The sequence below is a fragment of the Nitrosospira multiformis genome (genome assembly GCF_900103165.1).
Taxonomy (GTDB): Bacteria; Pseudomonadota; Gammaproteobacteria; order Burkholderiales; family Nitrosomonadaceae; genus Nitrosospira; species Nitrosospira multiformis_D.
Map to the genome: position 1 here is coordinate 2,484,003 of NZ_FNKY01000001.1, position 18,461 is coordinate 2,502,463.

Here is an 18,461-nt window from a genome sequence, read left to right on the forward strand (position 1 = left end):
GGCCGAGTCTAGTAGAAAACCATGGGCGGTTCGCAGCTTCCAAGCGGTGGCAAGTAGACAAGATACTTAGATTTTTAATAATTTATCCTTTGGAATTGACAAAGTCTTGTTAGAGATGTATTATCCATCCGTCCTAAGGACGGATGGATAATACATCTCCTTAAAGAACTTCCCTATGTGGCAATTTCTCGGATGAACCTGACTATCTTAGACGGGGTTACCTTCTAAAACCTCAATGCGCTCAGCTCTTGACGTAATATTGTAGTTGCAGTATCCTACACACGTCCTAAGGACGTGTGTAGGATACTGCTTTATCACTGATATGACATCCAACGGCTTTCCTATTGTCCGCGCTCTTGCTCTCGAACTCGGGAAGCTAGAAATGCCAGTAGTCCTTCGATACGATATTGCGCGTATCACTTGGCACTTGTACAAGGCTCAAGTTTATGAAGGCCAACCACTCAAAATTAAACGTGCCGCGCTGGATACACGTACCTTCACCAATATTGAGCGTAAGCTTCAAAACGACGCAGTTCTAAAATCGTTGCAAGGCCTGCCCGATCGTGCTGCTTATTCGCTCATAGGTGCCAATGTTACAGACCGCAGCGCCATCATCTGTTCCATTGACCCATTCTGTTACTTATCACATTTGAGTGCCATGGAGTTTCACGGTCTAACCGATCGGATGCCGGAGCAAATCTATGTCTCAACGCCTAGGGGCAGCGACTGGACAATTTTTGCCGAAGAAAAAATGGAAAAAGACTTGGGAAAAGACTTCGAAGTCTACCGAAAGAGTGGCCTTCCTCTACTCCGGCGAACAACGATAACTAAAATCGGGCATCGGTCGGTACATCGTTACGCGAGCATACACCCGGGTGCATTTCGGATAATCAAAGGTTCACCTATCCGAGTGGCCACAATCGGCCGAACCTTCTTGGACATGCTTCGCAAGCCCGACCTATGTGGAGGAATTGCTCATGTGATCCAGGTCTTTAAAAAGTATGCAGCAATCAATAAACGCCTCATCTTCGACGAACTGGATCAACACGGCGCCCCTATCGACAAGGTTCGTGCTGGCTTTATCCTTGAAGAAATCTGTCAGATTCGAGATCCGCGTATTAATGCTTGGAGTATATTTGCTGCTCGTGGCGGCTCCAGAAGATTGGATCCGGCTGCTGACTATGAACCCAATTTCTCTGAGCGCTGGATGCTATCGATCAACATTGCAACATCCGATGAAGAATTGTGATTGATCTTCAAGCTTGGGTCGAATCTGAAGATCAGATAGACCGAAAAACATTTCGACGAGCCGTACAATTGATTCTGCGTGGAATTGCACAGTCGCCTATCCTATCATCAATCATGATAATGAAAGGTGGTGTACTCTTGGCCATTCGCTACCAGAGCAGTCGATTCACCCGTGATATCGATTTCTCTACATCCCAAAGAATCCAAGATGTCGATATTCCTGCTTTGCTGAACACCATCAAAGAAGCATTGGTGCCTATCTCAGCAGACAATGAATATGCCTTGGCATTGCGTCTTCAGTCACACGAGATCAGGCCACCAAATCGTCCCGACGTAAGTTTTCCGACGCTTCAGATGCGCATTGGCTACGTAAGCCGCTTGGAGCCGAGGTCTATGAAGCGTTTAGAAGCAACCGGATCGGCACAGGTAGTTCAGGTCGATTACAGCTTCAACGAGTGGGCCAGTGAAACGGAGAAAGAATCCATTGACGGCGGTTCGCTGTCAATGTACACCTTTCATGATCTCATCGCTGAGAAATTACGATCTGTTTTGCAGCAACCCATTCGAGAACGTGGACGTTATCAAGACATTTATGACCTCTTCTTACTCCTACAAATTGGCCATCCACCGGAAGAGGCCGATCGCGAAGCGGTTTTTCGGAAACTTCTTGAAGCTTGTCGTGAGCGCCAAGTGCCCTTGCACAGAGCTGCGATGCGTGACCCAAAGGTCATTGGACTTTCCAATCAGCAGTATAGTACCGCTCTACCAAGCCTGATATCAGGAGAACTGCCAAGCTTCGATACCGCTTACAGCGCAGTGCAAAATTTCTTCGAATCCTTACCATGGGATACGATGACAATTGGAAACGACAGGGCTAGACTCAGCTGATCTTTAGATAAGAATCCACATTCTTCTGCCACTTGAAATAAAATCTTGGTTGTCCCTAATTCCCCGCACCTGTCCAAAATGCTTCATAACCTACCCTCCCTGAAGACCATGCACAATAGCGTACTACTAGCTCATAGAAACGTCCGAAGGACCGAAAAAGTCGTGATCAGCTCATACCCGACGATCTGTATTAAGCAAGCCTTCTGCCCTGTCGGTAATGTGATGGAGAAAGACGCATTACGGTATCGAAAGCCGCTTTGTACGCAGAGACTTCCCAAAGCCAAGCCTCTTGGACCTCGTATTTTGGATTATAAAGAACCCAAATCAGATAATCCCATTCGTAATTTCTTGCCTTTCCTACCAAGGTTACAAAGCTACCGGACTTGCCGCTGGGACGATTGGCTTTGACTTGATAGCGCGCTCCGTTAAACCTGAAGTCGTAGCCTTTTCGAACCGAAGTCATTCCCTGCATTGAGACGGAATATTCCTCAGCCGACGCACCCAAAATAAGTGCGGCATCCAATTCAGAAATTGCAGAAGTTATGCAAGGGGCATTACCAAATACGCACTCCCATTCAAGAGCCGATTCTACTAATTTCTTCCGTAAATTTTCCATGAACTAAGAATTACTTGTTTCTTTGGTATCTACAAGGATACTCATCCAGTCATATCAACGCAGCTAATAACCCTTCAACCTCGCAAAGGCCGCCGCCATTGCGCCGTTAGGCTCAGGTTCCCGTTTTTGTTGTTGCTGCTTAGGCCGCGATGAATCGTCCCTTCTGTCACCACGATGTTCAGATTTGTCGCTACGCTGCTCAGGCTTGTTCTCGCGTTGTCCCTGCTGTGATGGGACATCCGCCAACCGCATCGTGAGCGCGATCCGCTTGCGCTTTTCATCGATCTCCACCACCTTGACCTTCACCACCTGCCCCACCTTAACTACGGTATGCGGGTCCTTCACAAACTTATCGGCAAGCGCGGAAATATGCACCAGCCCATCCTGATGCACACCGATATCCACGAATGCACCGAAAGCGGCAACGTTGGTCACCACTCCCTCCAGGATCATGTCCGGGCGCAAATCCTTCATCTCGTTCACGCCTTCCTTAAAGGTGGCGGTGGTGAATTCCGGACGCGGGTCGCGGCCCGGCTTTTCCAGTTCACCCAGGATGTCGCTGATCGTCGGTATTCCGTACTTGCCATCCGCATACTTCGCCGGATTCAGCGACTTCAATAGCTGGCCGTTACCGATAATTGTCTTGATATCCTGCTTGAGGTCGGCGATGATTTTTTCCACCAGTGGATAGGATTCGGGGTGCACGGCCGAGGCATCCAGCGGGTTGTCGCCGTTCATGATGCGCAGGAACCCCGCCGCCTGCTCGAAGGTCTTGTCGCCCAGGCGTGGCACCTCGCGCAGAGCCGCGCGCGAAGTAAACATGCCTTTTTTGTCGCGGTAAGTAACGATGCTTTGCGCCACGGTGCTGTTGAGCCCGGATACCCGCTCCAGCAAAAGCGGTGAGGCGGTGTTGACATCCACCCCCACCGCGTTCACGCAATCCTCGACTACGGCATCGAGCGAGCGTGCAAGCTGGGTTTGGGCAACGTCATGCTGGTATTGGCCCACCCCGATGGACTTGGGATCGACTTTCACCAGTTCCGCCAACGGATCTTGCAAGCGGCGGGCGATGGATACGGCGCCGCGCAATGATACGTCCATGTCGGGCAATTCGCGCGAAGCGAATTCGGAAGCGGAATAGACCGACGCGCCCGCTTCCGACACCACAATCGAGGTCAGCTTGAGCGCAGGGCGCAGCTTGATCAGGTCTCTTGCCAGCTTGTCGGTTTCCCGCGAGGCCGTGCCGTTGCCGATGGAAATCAGCGATACTCCATGTTTTTCGGCCAGCTTTCCCAGAATATGAAGCGACCCCTCCCAATCGTTCTTCGGCTGGTGGGGATAAATCACGGCGGTTTCCATGACCTTGCCGGTGGCATCCACCACCGCCACCTTGACGCCGGTGCGCAGGCCAGGGTCGAGGCCCATGGTGGCGCGCGGCCCGGCGGGTGCCGCCAGCAGCAGCGCCTTCAGGTTGCGCGCAAAAACATGGATGGCTTCGGTTTCCGCACGCTTGCGCAGTGTGCCCATCAACTCGTTTTCCAGATGCGGAAAACTCTTTACCCGCCAGGTCCAGCGGACAGTATCGCTGAGCCATGCGTCAGCCGGCCGGCCCTGATTCTTGATGCGGAAGCGGGTGGCGATATGTGCCTCGCAGGGATTGAGCGGTGCATCCCATTTGGGTTTTTCCGCTTCGGAATCGAGCCGCAAGTCGACATGCAGGATTTCCTCGCGGCGGCCACGCAGCATCGCCAGGGCGCGGTGCGAAGGGATAGTATTGATTGTTTCGGAAGAGTCGAAATAATCGGAAAATTTGGCGCCTGCCTCCTCTTTGCCCTTGACGATCTTCGATTCCACTACGCCATGCGCCAGCAGATATTCACGCAGCCACTGGAGCAGTGTTGCATCTTCGGCAAAGCGCTCCATCAGGATCTGGCGCGCGCCTTCAAGCGCGGCTTTGGCATCTTCCACACCAGGGTTATCGCCCTGATCGGTGGTAAAAGCGGGTTTCAGGTATTTACCGGCTTCTTCCTCGGGTTGCAGCATGGGGTTAGCCAGCAACGCATCCGCCAACGGTTCCAACCCCGCCTCCAGCGCAATTTGTGCCTTGGTGCGGCGCTTTTTCTTGAACGGCAAATACAGGTCTTCGAGGCGCGTCTTGTCTTCCGCCTGATTGATCGAGGCCAGCAATACCGGTGTCATTTTACCCTGCTCTTCAATGGAAGCGATGATCGCGGCACGCCTGTCCTCCAATTCGCGCAGGTAGGTCAGCCGCTCTTCCAGCAGGCGCAACTGGATATCGTCCAGCCCGCCCGTCGCTTCCTTGCGGTAACGCGCAATAAATGGCACGGTGGCGCCTTCATCGAGCAGGGCTATCGCAGCAGCGACTTGCGGGGATTGGGCGGCGAGTTCGAGAGACAGGCGTTGCGTAATGGTGGGTAGCATGGTGGATGGCAGCATAGGTTTTATGGAGGAATACTATCTGTAAATAGGCCAAGCATGACGAGGCAGGTCCGATGCAGGACCGCGCCATCATATCATCGATGGATGAGGCGGGTATCTGGAGGCAGGTGCCGCACGGGCAGAGTGTAAATCAATGGCATTGATCTCCCGATCACGCCACGTTCGGGCTTCGAAATAGATAAGAAGAATTTTTTCTACCGGACGCTTCAGGTGCAAGCGCTTAATCCTTGGCGCCCATCGCCTGTGTTTTTGGCGCCTCTACCCCTCCCTGGTCGACATAAATGAGCTTCGTTGTGTCGAATCCCAGCTCATCAGCCTTTTTTATGAACCTTTTCAGTGCTGCGTCATCGACATGCGCGGTCCTGGAAAGAAACCACAAATACTTGCGATCCGGTCCAGTGACGTAGGAATACTGGTAGGCTTCATCCAGGTCGAACACCACATACGAACCATAAAAAGGACCAAAGAACGATACTTTGAGATAGCCGATATCAGGGCTTTCTACGAAATATGCCTTGCCTTCTGCCGTCCGCCATTCTTTTTTCTCCGGATCATATCCGCGATTCAGGACCCGGATGCCGCCATCTTCACGAAGACTGTAATTGGCCGTAATGTTGTTCAGCCCTTTTTCATACGAATGCTCGAGTCGTGCAATCTCAAACCAGTCTCCGAGATATCGCTGGGAATCGAAATTCTTCACCGGTGTAATGCCCTTGGGAACCCCGATTTCGCATCCCATCAGCATCAGCGAAGCTGCCGCTACCAGCATAAACAATAATTTTTGCATCTGGATTCCCTTCAATAGTCGTGTTAAAAACGATATACCTTCATGCTGCCAGGTTGCTCCCCCGGCAGCTGATTCGCTGCGCATGCACGATGCAAATAGTCTTATCGGCGTCGAAGCTGTACCTGCGCGCGTCAGGAATGCCCTTCGGAAGGCGCCGTCGCCGCCACGGCGGTTTCGCCCTGTCCATCTATGCCTGTATCTTCCCGTGCCGCTTCCTCCTCGCGCCCAAGCAGCCTGAGTGCGGCAGCGGTAACGCGCTCGGCTGTAAAGCCGAACCGTTTCATGACTTCCTCTCCTGGGGCCGAGGCGCCGAAGTGGTCGATACCGATAACCGTTCCCTCTGTCCCCGCAAATCTTTCCCATCCGAGAGAAGCCGCGGCTTCGATGGTGACGCGCTTTTGCACAGCGGCAGGCAGGACCCGCTCCCGATAACTGTTGTCCTGCTCGGCGAACAACTCCCAGCTCGGCAGGCTAACCACTCGGGCGCGCACCCCCAGTTCCTTCAACCGTCGCTGAGCCTTGACGCATAGGTCAACCTCGGATCCTGTTCCAATAAGCAATACCTCAGGCGCGCCTCCTGCTGCCTCCGCAAGAATATACGCGCCACGCGCAACCCCCGCCTCCTGCGAGAAGGAACGATCCAGAATGGAAAGATTCTGCCGGGATAATACCAGCAGGGTCGGGGTGGACCGCTGCACCGCAATCATCCAAGCCTCCGCGGTCTCGTTGGCATCAGCCGGGCGAATGACAGTCAAGCCCGGAATCGCCCGCAACCCGGCCAAATGCTCGATCGGCTCATGCGTCGGGCCATCCTCGCCAACCGCAATACTGTCGTGCGTGAAGACATACACCACCCGCAGTTCCATGAGTGCGCCAAGGCGTATGGCTGGCTTCATATAATCGGAAAAGACGAAAAACGTTGCACTGAACGGGAGTATGCCTCCATGCGCAGCCATGCCGTTGACTATCGCACCCATCCCGTGCTCACGAACGCCAAAGGCAAGGTTACGCCCTGTGTGGCCCCACTTGCCGCCTACGGCCCCGGAGATGCCTGGTGTGTCGTCCGGTGGCTGAAAATCACCTTGCTCTTTCAGCGCCGTGTTGGTGGAGGGATTCAAATCCGCCGAACCGCCGATAATATTCGGGATACGCTGTGCCAAAGCGTTCAAAACTTGTCCTCCCGCCACGCGCGTCGATACCGGTTTGTCCTCGGGCTTCCACGCCGGCAGTCCTGCCGCAAAATCCGTGGGCAAACGTCCACCCATGACTTGATCCCATTCGGCAGCTTCCGCCGGATAGGCAGACCGGTACGCATCCAGACGCCGTTGCCACGCCTGCTGATCCGTTGCCCCTTGGTTAATGGCCTGGCGGAAATGCGATACGGCTTCGGGCGGCAGAAAAAACGTATCAGTCGTAGGCCAACCCAGCGCTTTTTTCGTGGCGGCCACTTCCTCCTCGCCCAATGGCGCCCCGTGGGCGTGAAACGTGTCCTGCTTTTTGGGGCTCCCGTAACCTATATGCGTTCGCACCAGCAGCAAGGATGGCCGCCCTGTCTCGGCCTGCGCTTCCCGCAAGGCTGCGTCAATATCGTCCGTGTCGTTGCCGTCCGGCACGCCACGGGTATGCCATCCATATGCCTCAAACCGCCGGGCGACATCTTCGGTAAATGTGAGATCCGTTGCGCCGGCGAGGGTGATGTGATTCTGATCGTAAAGGTAGATCAGCTTGCCCAGGCGAAGATGTCCGGCGAGGGATGCCGCTTCCGCTGCAACGCCTTCCATGAGATCCCCATCGGAAACAAGCGCATAAGTATAGTGATCTACCAGCTTATGGTCGGGACGATTAAAGCGGCCTGCCAGCCATGCCTCGGCAATAGCCATGCCCACGCCGTTGCCGAACCCCTGCCCCAGGGGACCGGTCGAAACCTCCACCCCGGGCGTATGAAGGCTGCGCTCGGGATGGCCGGGCGTGCGGCTGCCCCATTGACGGAAGCGCTTGATCTCATCCAGGGGCAGATCGTAGCCTGTCAGGTGTAACAGGCTATAGAGGAGCATTGAACCATGCCCGGCGGATAAGACGAAGCGATCACGATCCGGCCACAGCGGATCGTGCGGGTTGAATTTGAGAAAGCGTGTCCAGAGAACGTAGGCCATGGCTGCCGCGCCCATAGGCAGTCCAGGGTGGCCTGAGTTGGCCTTCTGCACGGCATCCATGGACAGTACGCGTATGGTGTTGATGCACAGGTTATCCAAGGCTGTATCGTGTGTTGCACCCTTATAGCCTTCGTTCGGCTGCTCTGACATTTTTATCCTCCACACCGGGTACCGGCGAGTTGATACGCTGTTCCTATGAATATTACTGGGAAGTAGCAGGAAATGGAATCAATGAATCAGTTTCGGATAAGCTACCGGGTCGAAGTCCACCCATTCTCCGTTTTCCCACGCGCCCCGGGCACTTTCGATGTCTTTCGCGCCGGAGTGTTTCAGGCTATCGATGATACGCTGCTTCAGTTCCAGTTTGGCCACTCGAACCGCTACCATCATTCCCGCCGGCCTCGGCCGGGGCTCCTGGCTCGTGGCTTCGCCTTCTTCCGGAAGGCCGCTCGCCGCGCCATACAGCGAACCGGCGTATCCTCCAACCGCAGCGCCTATCCCGCCACCGGCGGGGTCTCCCACCAGGGTGCCGATGGTCGCGCCTGCAATCAGTGTCAAGCGGGTGCTGAAGTTATCGCCCGCATCACCTCATGGCAGATTCAGGGTGTTGTTTGAGTGAGGGCGTGGCAAGAGGCAGATCAGTTGTCCTTAGCATATCGCAACCCGTTGCACGGTGAAAAAATTTATTCGGAAGCTCCTTCGGCTCCATCCGGGGCATGCGTGACTTTTTTGACGCCATCCTCGCGTCTGCGGTATATCCCTGCACGCATGAGCAGCATCGCGGTCACGGGCGATGTGGCTATCACAAACAGCGCAATCAGCACCTCCTGGAATATGAACCGGTGTGCCTGCACGGAAGCAATCAATATCGACGCCAGCAACACGCAGCCCAGGCCGAGGGTATTACCCATGGTGGGCCCATGGATGCGCGCAAACAAATCCGGCAGTCTCAGCAAGCCGGAAGAGCCGATCAGCGTCAACACCCCGCCCGATACAAGCAGCAATGATGCCAACAGATCCGCCCACAAGGGAATGTCTGTCATGATCATGGTTCGATCACTTCCCCGCGCAGCAGGAACTTTGCCATCGCGGCTGAACCGACGAAACCGAACAGCGCGATCAGCAGGGCGATATCGAAATAGATTCTGGAGCCAAACTGGATTCCCAGCGTCAGCATCGTTAGCATACCATTGACATATAAGGTATCGAGCGCCAGTACGCGGTCTTCAGCGGCTGGCCCTCGCAACAGGCGGATCGCCGCGCATAGCATGGCCAGTGCGAAAGCCATCAGCGCAAAGGATAGAGCCCAGGGCAGCAGTGGTGTCATTCGAAAATCTCCATCAGTGGACGTTCGTAACGGTGCTTGATCGTTCGAATCCAGGTTTCCTCATCCTGCAAATCCAGCACATGAATCGTCAGGTCACCCCCATCCGCCGAAAGGCCGGCCCAGATGGTGCCCGGTGTCGCAGTAATTATACAAGCCAGCGCCGCCAGCCCGTATGGATCACGCAGATCAATGGGTATCCTCATGAAGCCCGAATTGGAACGTCGCTTCAGGGGCCCAAGAATGATGCCCGCGACGGCAATATTGGAACGGGCGATATCAAACAATACGACGAAAATGAGCCTCACCGCCGCCAGCAGATGGTGGGGACGGGCGCGTAATGGTCGCATGGCCGCCGTCCCGAGCGCGATGGCAACCGTCAGTACCAGGCCCAGCACCAGATGACCGGGCGCCAGCGTATCGTTAAGCAGGAGCCATAAGGCGAGCAGCATCACCGTGAATAGCGTCAGGGATGGCCAGCGTTTCATCGCCCTATTCCTCCTGTTTCCCCTACTCCCCCCACTCCCCCCAGTCCCTCGATGACCTCGATGACCTCTGTCTCGTGTAAGGCATTTGATAACGGACCGCCTCCCAATACCGCGTCGATATACGTCTGCGGCGAGGACAACGAATGTCCCGCGAGACCCAGAAAGTCCGATGCCGGTCCCGCCCCCACCGCCAGCGCCACGCTCAACAGCAGCAGCACGGCAACCGGTGCTGCTTCGACCAGGTGCAACTGCGGCGTCACGATCTCACCCGAGTTCCAGAACAGCCGCACGCCCATTTTGCACAGCGCGATGACCCCGATCAGGCTGGATCCCAGCACTGCCGCCCACAGCACCCATATCGATGTCGGCAGCGCCTCAAGCGGCATGTCGGACGGCACGGTCTCCAGTGCGGCGGAAAGAATCCAGAACTTCGCGACAAAACCCGATAATGGCGGCAGCCCCGTCACCAGAAGCGCACACGCAATGAAGCTCATGCCCAAAAATGCCATTGCCGCCGGTATGACAATTCCCACGGCTTCGTCGGGGCGGCTGGGATCAAGCGGTTCTTCAAGATCGAATGATTCAGCCGCATCTTCCGGAACGTTTTCGCCGGATCGCTGGGTACGCTCGATCATTTCGCTGAGCATGAAAAAAGCACCCGTAGCCAGTACCGAACTCACCAGATAAAACAATGCCGCACTCTTCATCCCGGCGCCACCCAGACCGAGCGCCGTCAACAGCGTACCGGCCGATGCGATGACGCAGTAGGCGGCCAGTCGCTGTGGCTGGCGTGCGGCCAGCATACCGGCAGTGCCCAGTACAAGTGTGACCAGTCCGATACCGAACAGCCAGCCGTCGCCGAATGGGGCCGGACCACCCAAATTGCCGGATGAAATGGACGGGTCGGACAACAGCGAGCCCAATCGCAGCAGCGCGTAAATCCCTACCTTTGTCATGATCGAAAATATGGCCGCCACCGGCGGGGCTGCGGCGCTATAAGTGGCCGGCAGCCAGAAGTTCAGCGGCCACGCTCCCGCCTTGAGCAAAAAAGCCACCCCCAGGATCGCCGCGCCGGCTTCAAACAGGATACGGTCGCCATCCGGCAATGTTGGAACGCGTGCCGCGAGGTCCGCCATGTTCAACGTTCCGCTTGCGCCGTAGATCAATGAAACCCCGATCAGGAAAACAAATGACCCCGCCAGATTGACGGCGATGTAGTGCAGGCCCGCCTTGACCCTCGCCGCACCCAAGCCGTGCAGCGCCAGGCCGTAGGAAGCAGCCAGCAGCACCTCCACGAATACAAACAGATTGAACAAATCACCGGTCAGGAACGCGCCATTTATTCCCATGACGATAAATTGGAACAGCGACTGAAAATGCGGCCCCATCTTTTTCCAGCGCGCCTGCGCATACACCAGCGATGCCAGTGCCAGCACCGCATTCAGCAACAGCATCACCGCCGACAACCTGTCCACCACCAGCACGATGCCGAATGGCGCCTGCCAGCCGCCCAGCAGATAAACACTGATGCCGTCTGGCCAGATCTCGGGCATTGCATCGCTGACCACATAGATCAGCGCCACTGCGGCCGCCAGGTTTGCCAGCGCGGCGCAAAGGGCCACAATTGCGCGTTCCGTGCGCCGGGCTTCGGCGAACAGCAGCATGGCCGCACCCGCCACCAGGGGGACGACTACCGGAAATATGGGAAGGTGCTGTATCCAGGTATTCATGGCTCGAGCTCTTCGCCCTCGACATGATCGGTGCCCGTCAGGCCGCGTGAAGCCAGCAGCACCACCAGAAACAGTGCTGTGGTGGCGAAGCCGATCACAATCGCCGTCAGAACCAGCGCCTGCGGCACGGGATCATCGTAAAGGGATGGATCGGCTTGCCTGAGGATATCGATGATGGGAACGAGCCCCACGGTCAGCCGCCCCATCCCGAAAATGAACAGGTTCACCGCGTATGAAAGCAAGGTGAGGCCCATGATGACCTGAAAGGTACGCGGACGCAGCAGCAGCCACACGCCCGATCCGGTCAATACGCCGATTGCCAGGGCATAGACGATTTCCATCAATTCTCCTTGGCGGCGTATGCCGAAGTGCCGGCCGGGGTCTGTAGGGCCTCTGGAGCTGGCGCCGTTGCCGGTCTGGCTCCGGACTCCACGTATGCGGTGCCGTGCTTGCGATGTCCGCGCCGCGATTGGTGCGCCAGCGCCACCAGGATCAGCACCGTGGCGCCAATCACCAGCAGAAATACACCGATATCGAATAGCAGCACGGTGGAAAGATGCAGCTCGCCGATTACCGGCAAGGCCGCATGCCATGTCAGGGCTGAGAGGAACGGACGCGCTGCCAGCCATGCCGCGAAGCCCGCTCCCGAGGCGCACAACAGGCCCAGCGCGATCCAGTATTGCGGAAAAATCCGGGTACGCGATTCCGCCCAGGCGGTACCTCCCACCAGATATTGCAGGATAACCGCCGTCGCCACGATCAGTCCGGCCACAAACCCGCCCCCAGGTTCATTATGCCCGCGCAGAAGGAAAAAAACCGCCACCATGCCTGCAACCGGCAACAGCAACTGCACGATCACCCCCGGTAGCCGCATCGGTCCCGCTGGCAGCAATGTATGCGGGTCCGGCGGCAATCCGCTGCTTTGCACATCCTGCTCCTGCTGCTGGATCGGCAATCCCACGCTTTCGGGCGCAGGACGGAACCGCCGCAGCAGCGCGAATACCGTCAGCGCCACGATTCCCAGCACCGTGATCTCACCCAGCGTATCGAAACCCCGAAAATCCACCAGGATCACATTGATGACATTGGCGCCCCCGGCCAGTGGCAGGGAATTTTCGATAAAAAACGGCGAAATGCCTTCCCCGGCCCGCCGTGTCAATACCGCATAGCTCAATGCGGCCAGTCCGGTACCAGCAATAATCGCCAGCACCAGGTCCCGTAGCCGCCGAGTTCGGGCCCGCAGGCGCACCCGGAGCGGAACCCGTTTATCATCCACCGATTTATAACGCGGGGGAAGCCAGCGCAAGCCCAGCAGGAGCAGGACAAGTGTCACCACCTCCACGATAAGCTGGGTTAGCGCTAGATCTGGCGCGGAAAACCAGACGAAGGTCATGCAGGTGGCCAGCCCGGCCGCACCCGCCAGGCTGAGTGCCGCAAGGCGATGGTACTTGGCCTGGGTGGCGGCACCGATCGCGCAGGCGGCACCAGCGAGCCACATCAGCGCGAAAGCGGGTTCAACCGGCGCCACAGCCATATTGCCCGCTGGCAACCCCCCATTTGACAAAGGGATCAGCGCGCATGCAAATGCCGCACAGATCAGCAGCAGCAATTGCACTTGCAGCCGGTCTGTCGACAGCCACCGCGTCAGCCCATCTGCCAATGAATCCAGCTTTGTAAGAAGATATTCAAAAATAAGCTTGCCGTCCAGGTGAAAGCGGTCGATCAGCGGCACCACTGCGGTGCCATGATGATATTTTCCAAGCATCCGGTACAGGATGACGCCCCCGGCCATTGCCGCCAGGCTCATGAGCAACGGCAGGTTCCAGCCATGCCAAACCGCCAGGCTGTGGAAAGGCATGTCTGGCCCCAGCACGGATCGCGCCGCCATATCCAGGTATGGTCCAATCGTTTTCGCGGGGATCATGCCGACCACAAGGCAGGTCAATACCAGCAACGCACTGGGAAGCAGCATCCAGAGCGGCGGCTCGTGCGCTTTCCTTGGCAAATCCGTGGCGGGCGGCCCAAAAAAAACCTGCAGTATAAAACGCAATGAATAAGCAACGCTGAGTACTCCCCAGATCACGGCCATTGCCGGCATGCCGATGCGTGTGATCGCATTGCCGCTGATGAATATCGTTTCGGTGAAAAACATTTCCTTCGAGATGAAACCATTGAGCAAGGGTACGCCCGCCATCGCCGCGGCTCCCACCGTGGCGAGCGTGGCGGTAAGAGGCATTGCGCGATACAAGCCGCTCAGCCGCGACAGGTCGCGCGTGCCGGTCTCATGATCGACCATGCCGGCGGCCATGAACAGCGATGCCTTGAATGTGGCATGGTTCATGATATGAAAAATGGCCGCGATCAATGCGAGCGAACTGTTAAGTCCCAGCAGCAGCGTAATCAACCCAAGATGGCTGATGGTCGAATAGGCCAGGACGCCCTTCATGTCACGTTGAAAAATTGCCATGTATGCGCCCAGCCCGAGCGAGCAAAGGCCCGCGCTGCCAATGATCCAGAACCACTCATCGGTGCCTGCCAGCGCGGGCCAGAGCCGCACCAGCAGAAACACGCCTGCTTTGACCATCGTCGCGGAATGCAGATAAACGGATACAGGCGTGGGCGCCGCCATCGCATGCGGCAGCCAGAAATGAAACGGAAACTGGGCACTCTTGGTCAGCGCGCCCAGTGCCACCAGGATCAGCGCCGGCAGATACCATGAATGTGCCCGAATCAGATCGCCTGAAGCCAGTACCACGTCCAGATCGTAACTGCCTGTGATGCGCCCCAATATCAGCACCCCCGCAAGCAGGCACAACCCGCCGGCTGCCGTCACGGTCAGCGCCATGCGGGCCCCGCGGCGCGCGTCGGAACGATGATACCAGTATGCAATAAGCATGAATGATGTCAGGCTGGTCAACTCCCAGAACACCACCAGCTGAATCAGGTTGCCCGACAGCACCACTCCGAGCATGGCTCCCATGAAAGCCAGGAAGAACGAAAAAAAACGCGGCACCGGATCCTGCGCGGACATGTAATAGCGCGCATACAGCACCACCAGCGCGCCCATCACGGTCACCAGCATGGTAAACAACCATGCAAAACCATCCATGCGAAAGGTGAAATCCAGACCTAGCCCGGGTGCCCACTGCAGCGTCTCCCGCACCACCTCCCCTTCGGCGACTTGCGGGTAGAATTGCAATGTCAGGGTGACGCACGCAACCGCGATCGCGCCCGCAAGCCAGGCTTCGGCATTGCGGGCGTGGGAGGGCACAAGCGCGGCGCAGAGACTGCCCACGAATGGCAGGATAACAATCCAGGCTAGCGACATGACACGTTGATTCCGGTTTAGCAAACCCTGACCGTCCCGCCAATCCATCGGATATGGCCATGTGCGGGCAAAAGCGTCAGATACGTTGAGATGAAGGCAGAACGGGCAGAAGCGAGCGATACGCTCCGGCCCGGGCTAAGCAGTTAACATGCCAGCCCTAATAATATCACTATCTGATGAGATACTCGCCAGGAGAACGAGTTCCTGCAGCGGCACGGATTTTTGAAGAGATCGCGCTCCCGGCGCCCAAAGGAAATAGGTATGAATAATGGTTTAATGGTGCTTTTATGGCAGTTGCAGCAAAAAGCAAGTAACATCGAAAAGGACGCTTATCGATAAAACCAGCGCATGTATTGGGCAATCCCTTTAACGGCCTTTTAACGAAAGAACCAACACCGCCCGGGGATGTCGAATTCACCATGATCAAACAATGGAATCAGCGCTCAAAATGAAAGCTGCGATTGCCATGGCAGCCGCTTTAAGCATTATCATCACCGCTTATGCGATGGAGAAAACCGTGACATCCGCTCAGAAAACAGATTTGAAAACAGATTTTATCGTCCTGGGTATGGGTTGCTTTTGGGGCGCCGAAAAACGCATGGGAGAAGTTACCGGCGTCATCGACGTGGAAAGCGGCTATGCGGGGGGCGATCTGCCGGGTGCTGGCTACCAGGATATCCTCAATCATGAAAGAGCGCTTCGCATCGGTAAAACAAACGCACGTAATCATGCGGAAGTGGTCAAGGTGACTTTCGACCCCGCCAAAGTCACGCTGGAAACGGTTCTAGGCAAATTCTGGGAAAGCCACAATCCCACCCAGGGCGACCGCCAGGGAAACGATATTGGGAGCAATTACCGCAGCGGGATTTATTATCATGACGCCGCCCAGAAAACCACGGCCCTGGCTACCCAGGCAGCATACCAGGGGGCGCTTGATGCCGCGGGCATCGGCCGGATAACCACTGAAATTCTGCCGCTAAAAAATTACATCACGGCTGAGGAATATCATCAGAACTATCTGAGGAAGAATCCCGATGGTTACTGCGGTCTGGGTGGTACCGGCGTAAAATATCCCAAACCGGCTGAGCGGGTTGCGCAGAATGGCACCCCTGCCACTACCGCAGGCGTATCCTCTGCGCGCCTGGATGGCGGTAATCTGAATTTCGCTCAGCAACTCATCGCGTTCGAGGCCGAGAATTGCGAGTTTTGCAAGCTCTTCGACAAAGACATACTGAGCCACTGGCAATCCGAGGTCCCCGTCGTTGCGACCATGAACGCCAATCCGCCCGTTGGCTGGGAATTGGAGAAACCCCTGTTCGCCGCGCCGACCATTGTGCTGTTCAAGAATGGCAAGGAGGTGACCCGCTACACCGGCTACAATGGTGAAAAAGCCAATTTCTGGAAATGGCTGGGCTTTCAGCTGCTATCGCCTGAACAACGAAAAATAGCCTTCCAGCAAGGCACTGAACCCCCCTTCACCGCCACTAACCTGGATGAAAAGCGCCCCGGAAAGTTTGTGGATCCCATCACGGGCGCAACCCTTTTTCTCAGCAATGCCAAATTTGAGAGCGGGACAGGCTGGCCGAGTTTTTTCGATCCAATTGAAGGGGCTGTTACCGAACACGAAGACAAGACGCATGGCATGCGACGAGTCGAGGTGCGCAGCGCAAGCTCCGGCATCCACCTCGGGCATGTGTTTAACGATGGGCCCGCTCCCACTTTCAAACGTTATTGCATCAACGGCAACGTTCTGAAATTTATCCCGGACAAAGAATAACTATGCCTCTATATAGTTTTCCGTAGGATGGGTGGAGCAAAGCGCAACCCATCATTGGGTTATTTTCCCACCTCACCAAACTACAATCGCGCTACTATCCGGCCATGATTTGATGTGTTGTGAGCGGTTTGATGGGTTGCGCTTCACTCCACCCATCCTACAATAGTATCGAGCCGGGAATTAACAGGGCGTGGAAAAATTGAGCCAGCCCGTTATTTCCAGCATCACGGGAAATCCGATTCTTGTTGAATAAGGAACGCACTCATGGAACCACTCATCCGGAAGATCATCCTGGCCACCGATTTTTCAGAGGCTTCTCAAGACGCCGTTCGCCATGCTGTATGGATGGCCAAATCGCTAAAGGCGGAACTCAAGGTTCTGCATGTGTTTGAGCCGAGCGGGTGGATGGTCCCCTCGCCCTACTACTTCACGCCTGGATTCGAACAATGGGTGGATGCCAGCCTCGATAAGACCCGGCAGGCAGGAAAAGAATCCCTCGAGGCCCTGGCGGAGTCGCTGGATATGCAGGCTGAAACCATCTTTGTTGAAGGCCCCACGGGTAAGGAAATTGTCCGGGTCGCCGCCGAACACCATGCCGATCTGCTCATCCTCGGCACGCACGGTTATACCGGATGGGATCATTTAACTTTGGGAAGTATCGCGGAATATGTGGTCAGACACGCTGCCTGCCCGGTCCTTACCGTCAAGCACCGCCAGACTTCCTGATCGAATATAAGGACTGGCATGAAAATCGAGCCGTCGCGTCTACGTCGGCTCCGCCAGGATAAGTACTACTGCTGCTTTATGTCCCTGTCTTTGGCATCCTTTGCATTACCGGTGAGGACAAGCACCATCGCTTCGGTTTTTGCATTTTTTACTATTGTGTCTACATAGGACTGGGCAAAAACCGGATCCGTTTTTTCGGCGACCAATGCCAACTGTAGTCGCTGAACATTCTTTTTGCATGAGTTCTCCGCTGTATCCACGACCAGACGGGCATCGGGCGAACCTGCTCTCATCTTTTCGGCACTCGACCAGACACAGATCGAGTATTCCTTGGCGGCCTTTTTAGTGATATCTCCCACCGTTGTTTTTAACGGAGGCGTTGAGACCCGGGGTACCGGCACTAAAGGAGGCGTGTTTCTGCATCCCGCAAGCATAAAGAAACCTATTCCGATCATGGTAACGATTTGTCGCATCTGCATTATTATTCTCCGCTCCGCCATAAGGCAGTTAACATCCGGTTGGCAGTTAACATCCGGTTTTCACCGGCACGGTTACAGGCAGCGCCTGTACCGGTCCAGCAAAATTGGACCATACTATATCCTACGATCTCAAGCAACTTGCATGCCATATGCTAAACATCGCAATTAATACTTTGAAAACATGCTGTTATAATAGTCTCTTAAATCTACCGGCGTAAAAGTGTCATTATTCCCGGCAACCGCGCAGCCTGCGATATCGCGTACAAAATGGCGTGGACTGAACAAGAGCAGGTAAGAAGCAAGAGTTTGGGATGAGGTCTGATAGCCTGGCCGCAATCCGGCCACTTTACCCGGAAGAGATACGCCGCCTCGTCGGAAATCGAAAAGTACTCAGAAAATGGATTATCTGGGTTCAAGGCACTGCTTTCACGGCCACCGTGCCATTTGCGATAAAGGC

16 protein-coding genes are annotated in these 18,461 nt (G+C 55.8%); 4 read left to right on the top strand and 12 right to left on the bottom strand.

The window, feature by feature from the left end; genetic code table 11:
* The first annotated feature begins 382 nt into the window (after positions 1-382).
* Positions 383-1,249, top strand: coding sequence for a type IV toxin-antitoxin system AbiEi family antitoxin domain-containing protein (locus BLR00_RS11210; RefSeq protein WP_143007652.1), 867 nt, complete (start codon positions 383-385; stop codon positions 1,247-1,249).
* Positions 1,246-2,136, top strand: coding sequence for a nucleotidyl transferase AbiEii/AbiGii toxin family protein (locus BLR00_RS11215; protein WP_107797571.1), 891 nt, complete (start codon positions 1,246-1,248; stop codon positions 2,134-2,136). The genes BLR00_RS11210 and BLR00_RS11215 overlap by 4 nt, the downstream gene beginning before the upstream one ends.
* A gap of 190 nt (positions 2,137-2,326) precedes the next feature.
* Here BLR00_RS11215 and BLR00_RS11220 read toward each other — a convergent pair whose 3' ends face one another.
* The 11 genes from BLR00_RS11220 to BLR00_RS11270 all read right to left on the bottom strand — a co-directional run bounded on the left by BLR00_RS11220 (position 2,327) and on the right by BLR00_RS11270 (position 15,022).
* Complete coding sequence (locus tag BLR00_RS11220) at positions 2,327-2,752, bottom strand: hypothetical protein (protein WP_074632618.1); 426 nt, start codon at positions 2,750-2,752, stop codon at positions 2,327-2,329.
* Between the two features lie 63 nt (positions 2,753-2,815).
* Positions 2,816-5,194 (bottom strand): Tex family protein, encoded by a 2,379-nt coding sequence (locus BLR00_RS11225; RefSeq protein WP_074634276.1) that lies wholly within the window; start codon positions 5,192-5,194, stop codon positions 2,816-2,818.
* Positions 5,195-5,432: 238 nt separating this feature from the next.
* On the bottom strand, positions 5,433-5,999 hold the full coding sequence (locus tag BLR00_RS11230) for a lipocalin family protein (protein WP_074632620.1): 567 nt from the start codon (positions 5,997-5,999) through the stop codon (positions 5,433-5,435).
* A 131-nt stretch (positions 6,000-6,130) separates the two neighbouring features.
* Positions 6,131-8,302: a transketolase gene (tkt, locus tag BLR00_RS11235; RefSeq protein WP_074632623.1), complete on the bottom strand. Its 2,172-nt coding sequence runs from the start codon at positions 8,300-8,302 to the stop codon at positions 6,131-6,133.
* A 78-nt stretch (positions 8,303-8,380) separates the two neighbouring features.
* Positions 8,381-8,710 carry a hypothetical protein gene (locus BLR00_RS11240; protein WP_074632625.1) on the bottom strand — a complete coding sequence of 110 codons (330 nt, stop codon included), beginning with the start codon at positions 8,708-8,710 and terminating at the stop codon, positions 8,381-8,383.
* A 125-nt stretch (positions 8,711-8,835) separates the two neighbouring features.
* Positions 8,836-9,201 carry a monovalent cation/H(+) antiporter subunit G gene (gene mnhG, locus BLR00_RS11245; protein ID WP_074632628.1) on the bottom strand — a complete coding sequence of 122 codons (366 nt, stop codon included), beginning with the start codon at positions 9,199-9,201 and terminating at the stop codon, positions 8,836-8,838.
* Positions 9,198-9,479 carry a K+/H+ antiporter subunit F gene (locus BLR00_RS11250; RefSeq protein WP_074632630.1) on the bottom strand — a complete coding sequence of 94 codons (282 nt, stop codon included), beginning with the start codon at positions 9,477-9,479 and terminating at the stop codon, positions 9,198-9,200. The genes mnhG and BLR00_RS11250 overlap by 4 nt, the downstream gene beginning before the upstream one ends.
* Entirely contained in the window at positions 9,476-9,964 is a 489-nt protein-coding gene (locus BLR00_RS11255; RefSeq protein WP_074632633.1) for a Na+/H+ antiporter subunit E, read from the bottom strand. Before BLR00_RS11255 ends, BLR00_RS11250 begins: the two co-directional genes overlap by 4 nt.
* Positions 9,961-11,694: a monovalent cation/H+ antiporter subunit D gene (locus tag BLR00_RS11260; RefSeq protein ID WP_074632636.1), complete on the bottom strand. Its 1,734-nt coding sequence runs from the start codon at positions 11,692-11,694 to the stop codon at positions 9,961-9,963. The genes BLR00_RS11255 and BLR00_RS11260 overlap by 4 nt, the downstream gene beginning before the upstream one ends.
* Entirely contained in the window at positions 11,691-12,035 is a 345-nt protein-coding gene (locus BLR00_RS11265; RefSeq protein ID WP_074632638.1) for a Na+/H+ antiporter subunit C, read from the bottom strand. Before BLR00_RS11265 ends, BLR00_RS11260 begins: the two co-directional genes overlap by 4 nt.
* Positions 12,035-15,022, bottom strand: a complete 2,988-nt coding sequence (locus tag BLR00_RS11270) for a monovalent cation/H+ antiporter subunit A (RefSeq protein ID WP_074632641.1) — start codon at positions 15,020-15,022, stop codon at positions 12,035-12,037. The genes BLR00_RS11265 and BLR00_RS11270 overlap by 1 nt, the downstream gene beginning before the upstream one ends.
* A 430-nt stretch (positions 15,023-15,452) precedes the next feature.
* On the opposite strand from BLR00_RS11270, the gene msrA reads away from it, so the two are divergent.
* Positions 15,453-16,799: a peptide-methionine (S)-S-oxide reductase MsrA gene (msrA, locus tag BLR00_RS11275; protein WP_256324125.1), complete on the top strand. Its 1,347-nt coding sequence runs from the start codon at positions 15,453-15,455 to the stop codon at positions 16,797-16,799.
* 264 nt (positions 16,800-17,063) lie between these two features.
* Positions 17,064-17,525, top strand: coding sequence for a universal stress protein (locus BLR00_RS11280; RefSeq protein WP_074632644.1), 462 nt, complete (start codon positions 17,064-17,066; stop codon positions 17,523-17,525).
* 65 nt (positions 17,526-17,590) lie between these two features.
* Here the strand turns inward: BLR00_RS11280 and BLR00_RS11285 are convergent, their stop codons facing one another.
* Positions 17,591-18,004: a hypothetical protein gene (locus BLR00_RS11285; protein ID WP_074632646.1), complete on the bottom strand. Its 414-nt coding sequence runs from the start codon at positions 18,002-18,004 to the stop codon at positions 17,591-17,593.
* Positions 18,005-18,461: the final 457 nt, after the last annotated feature.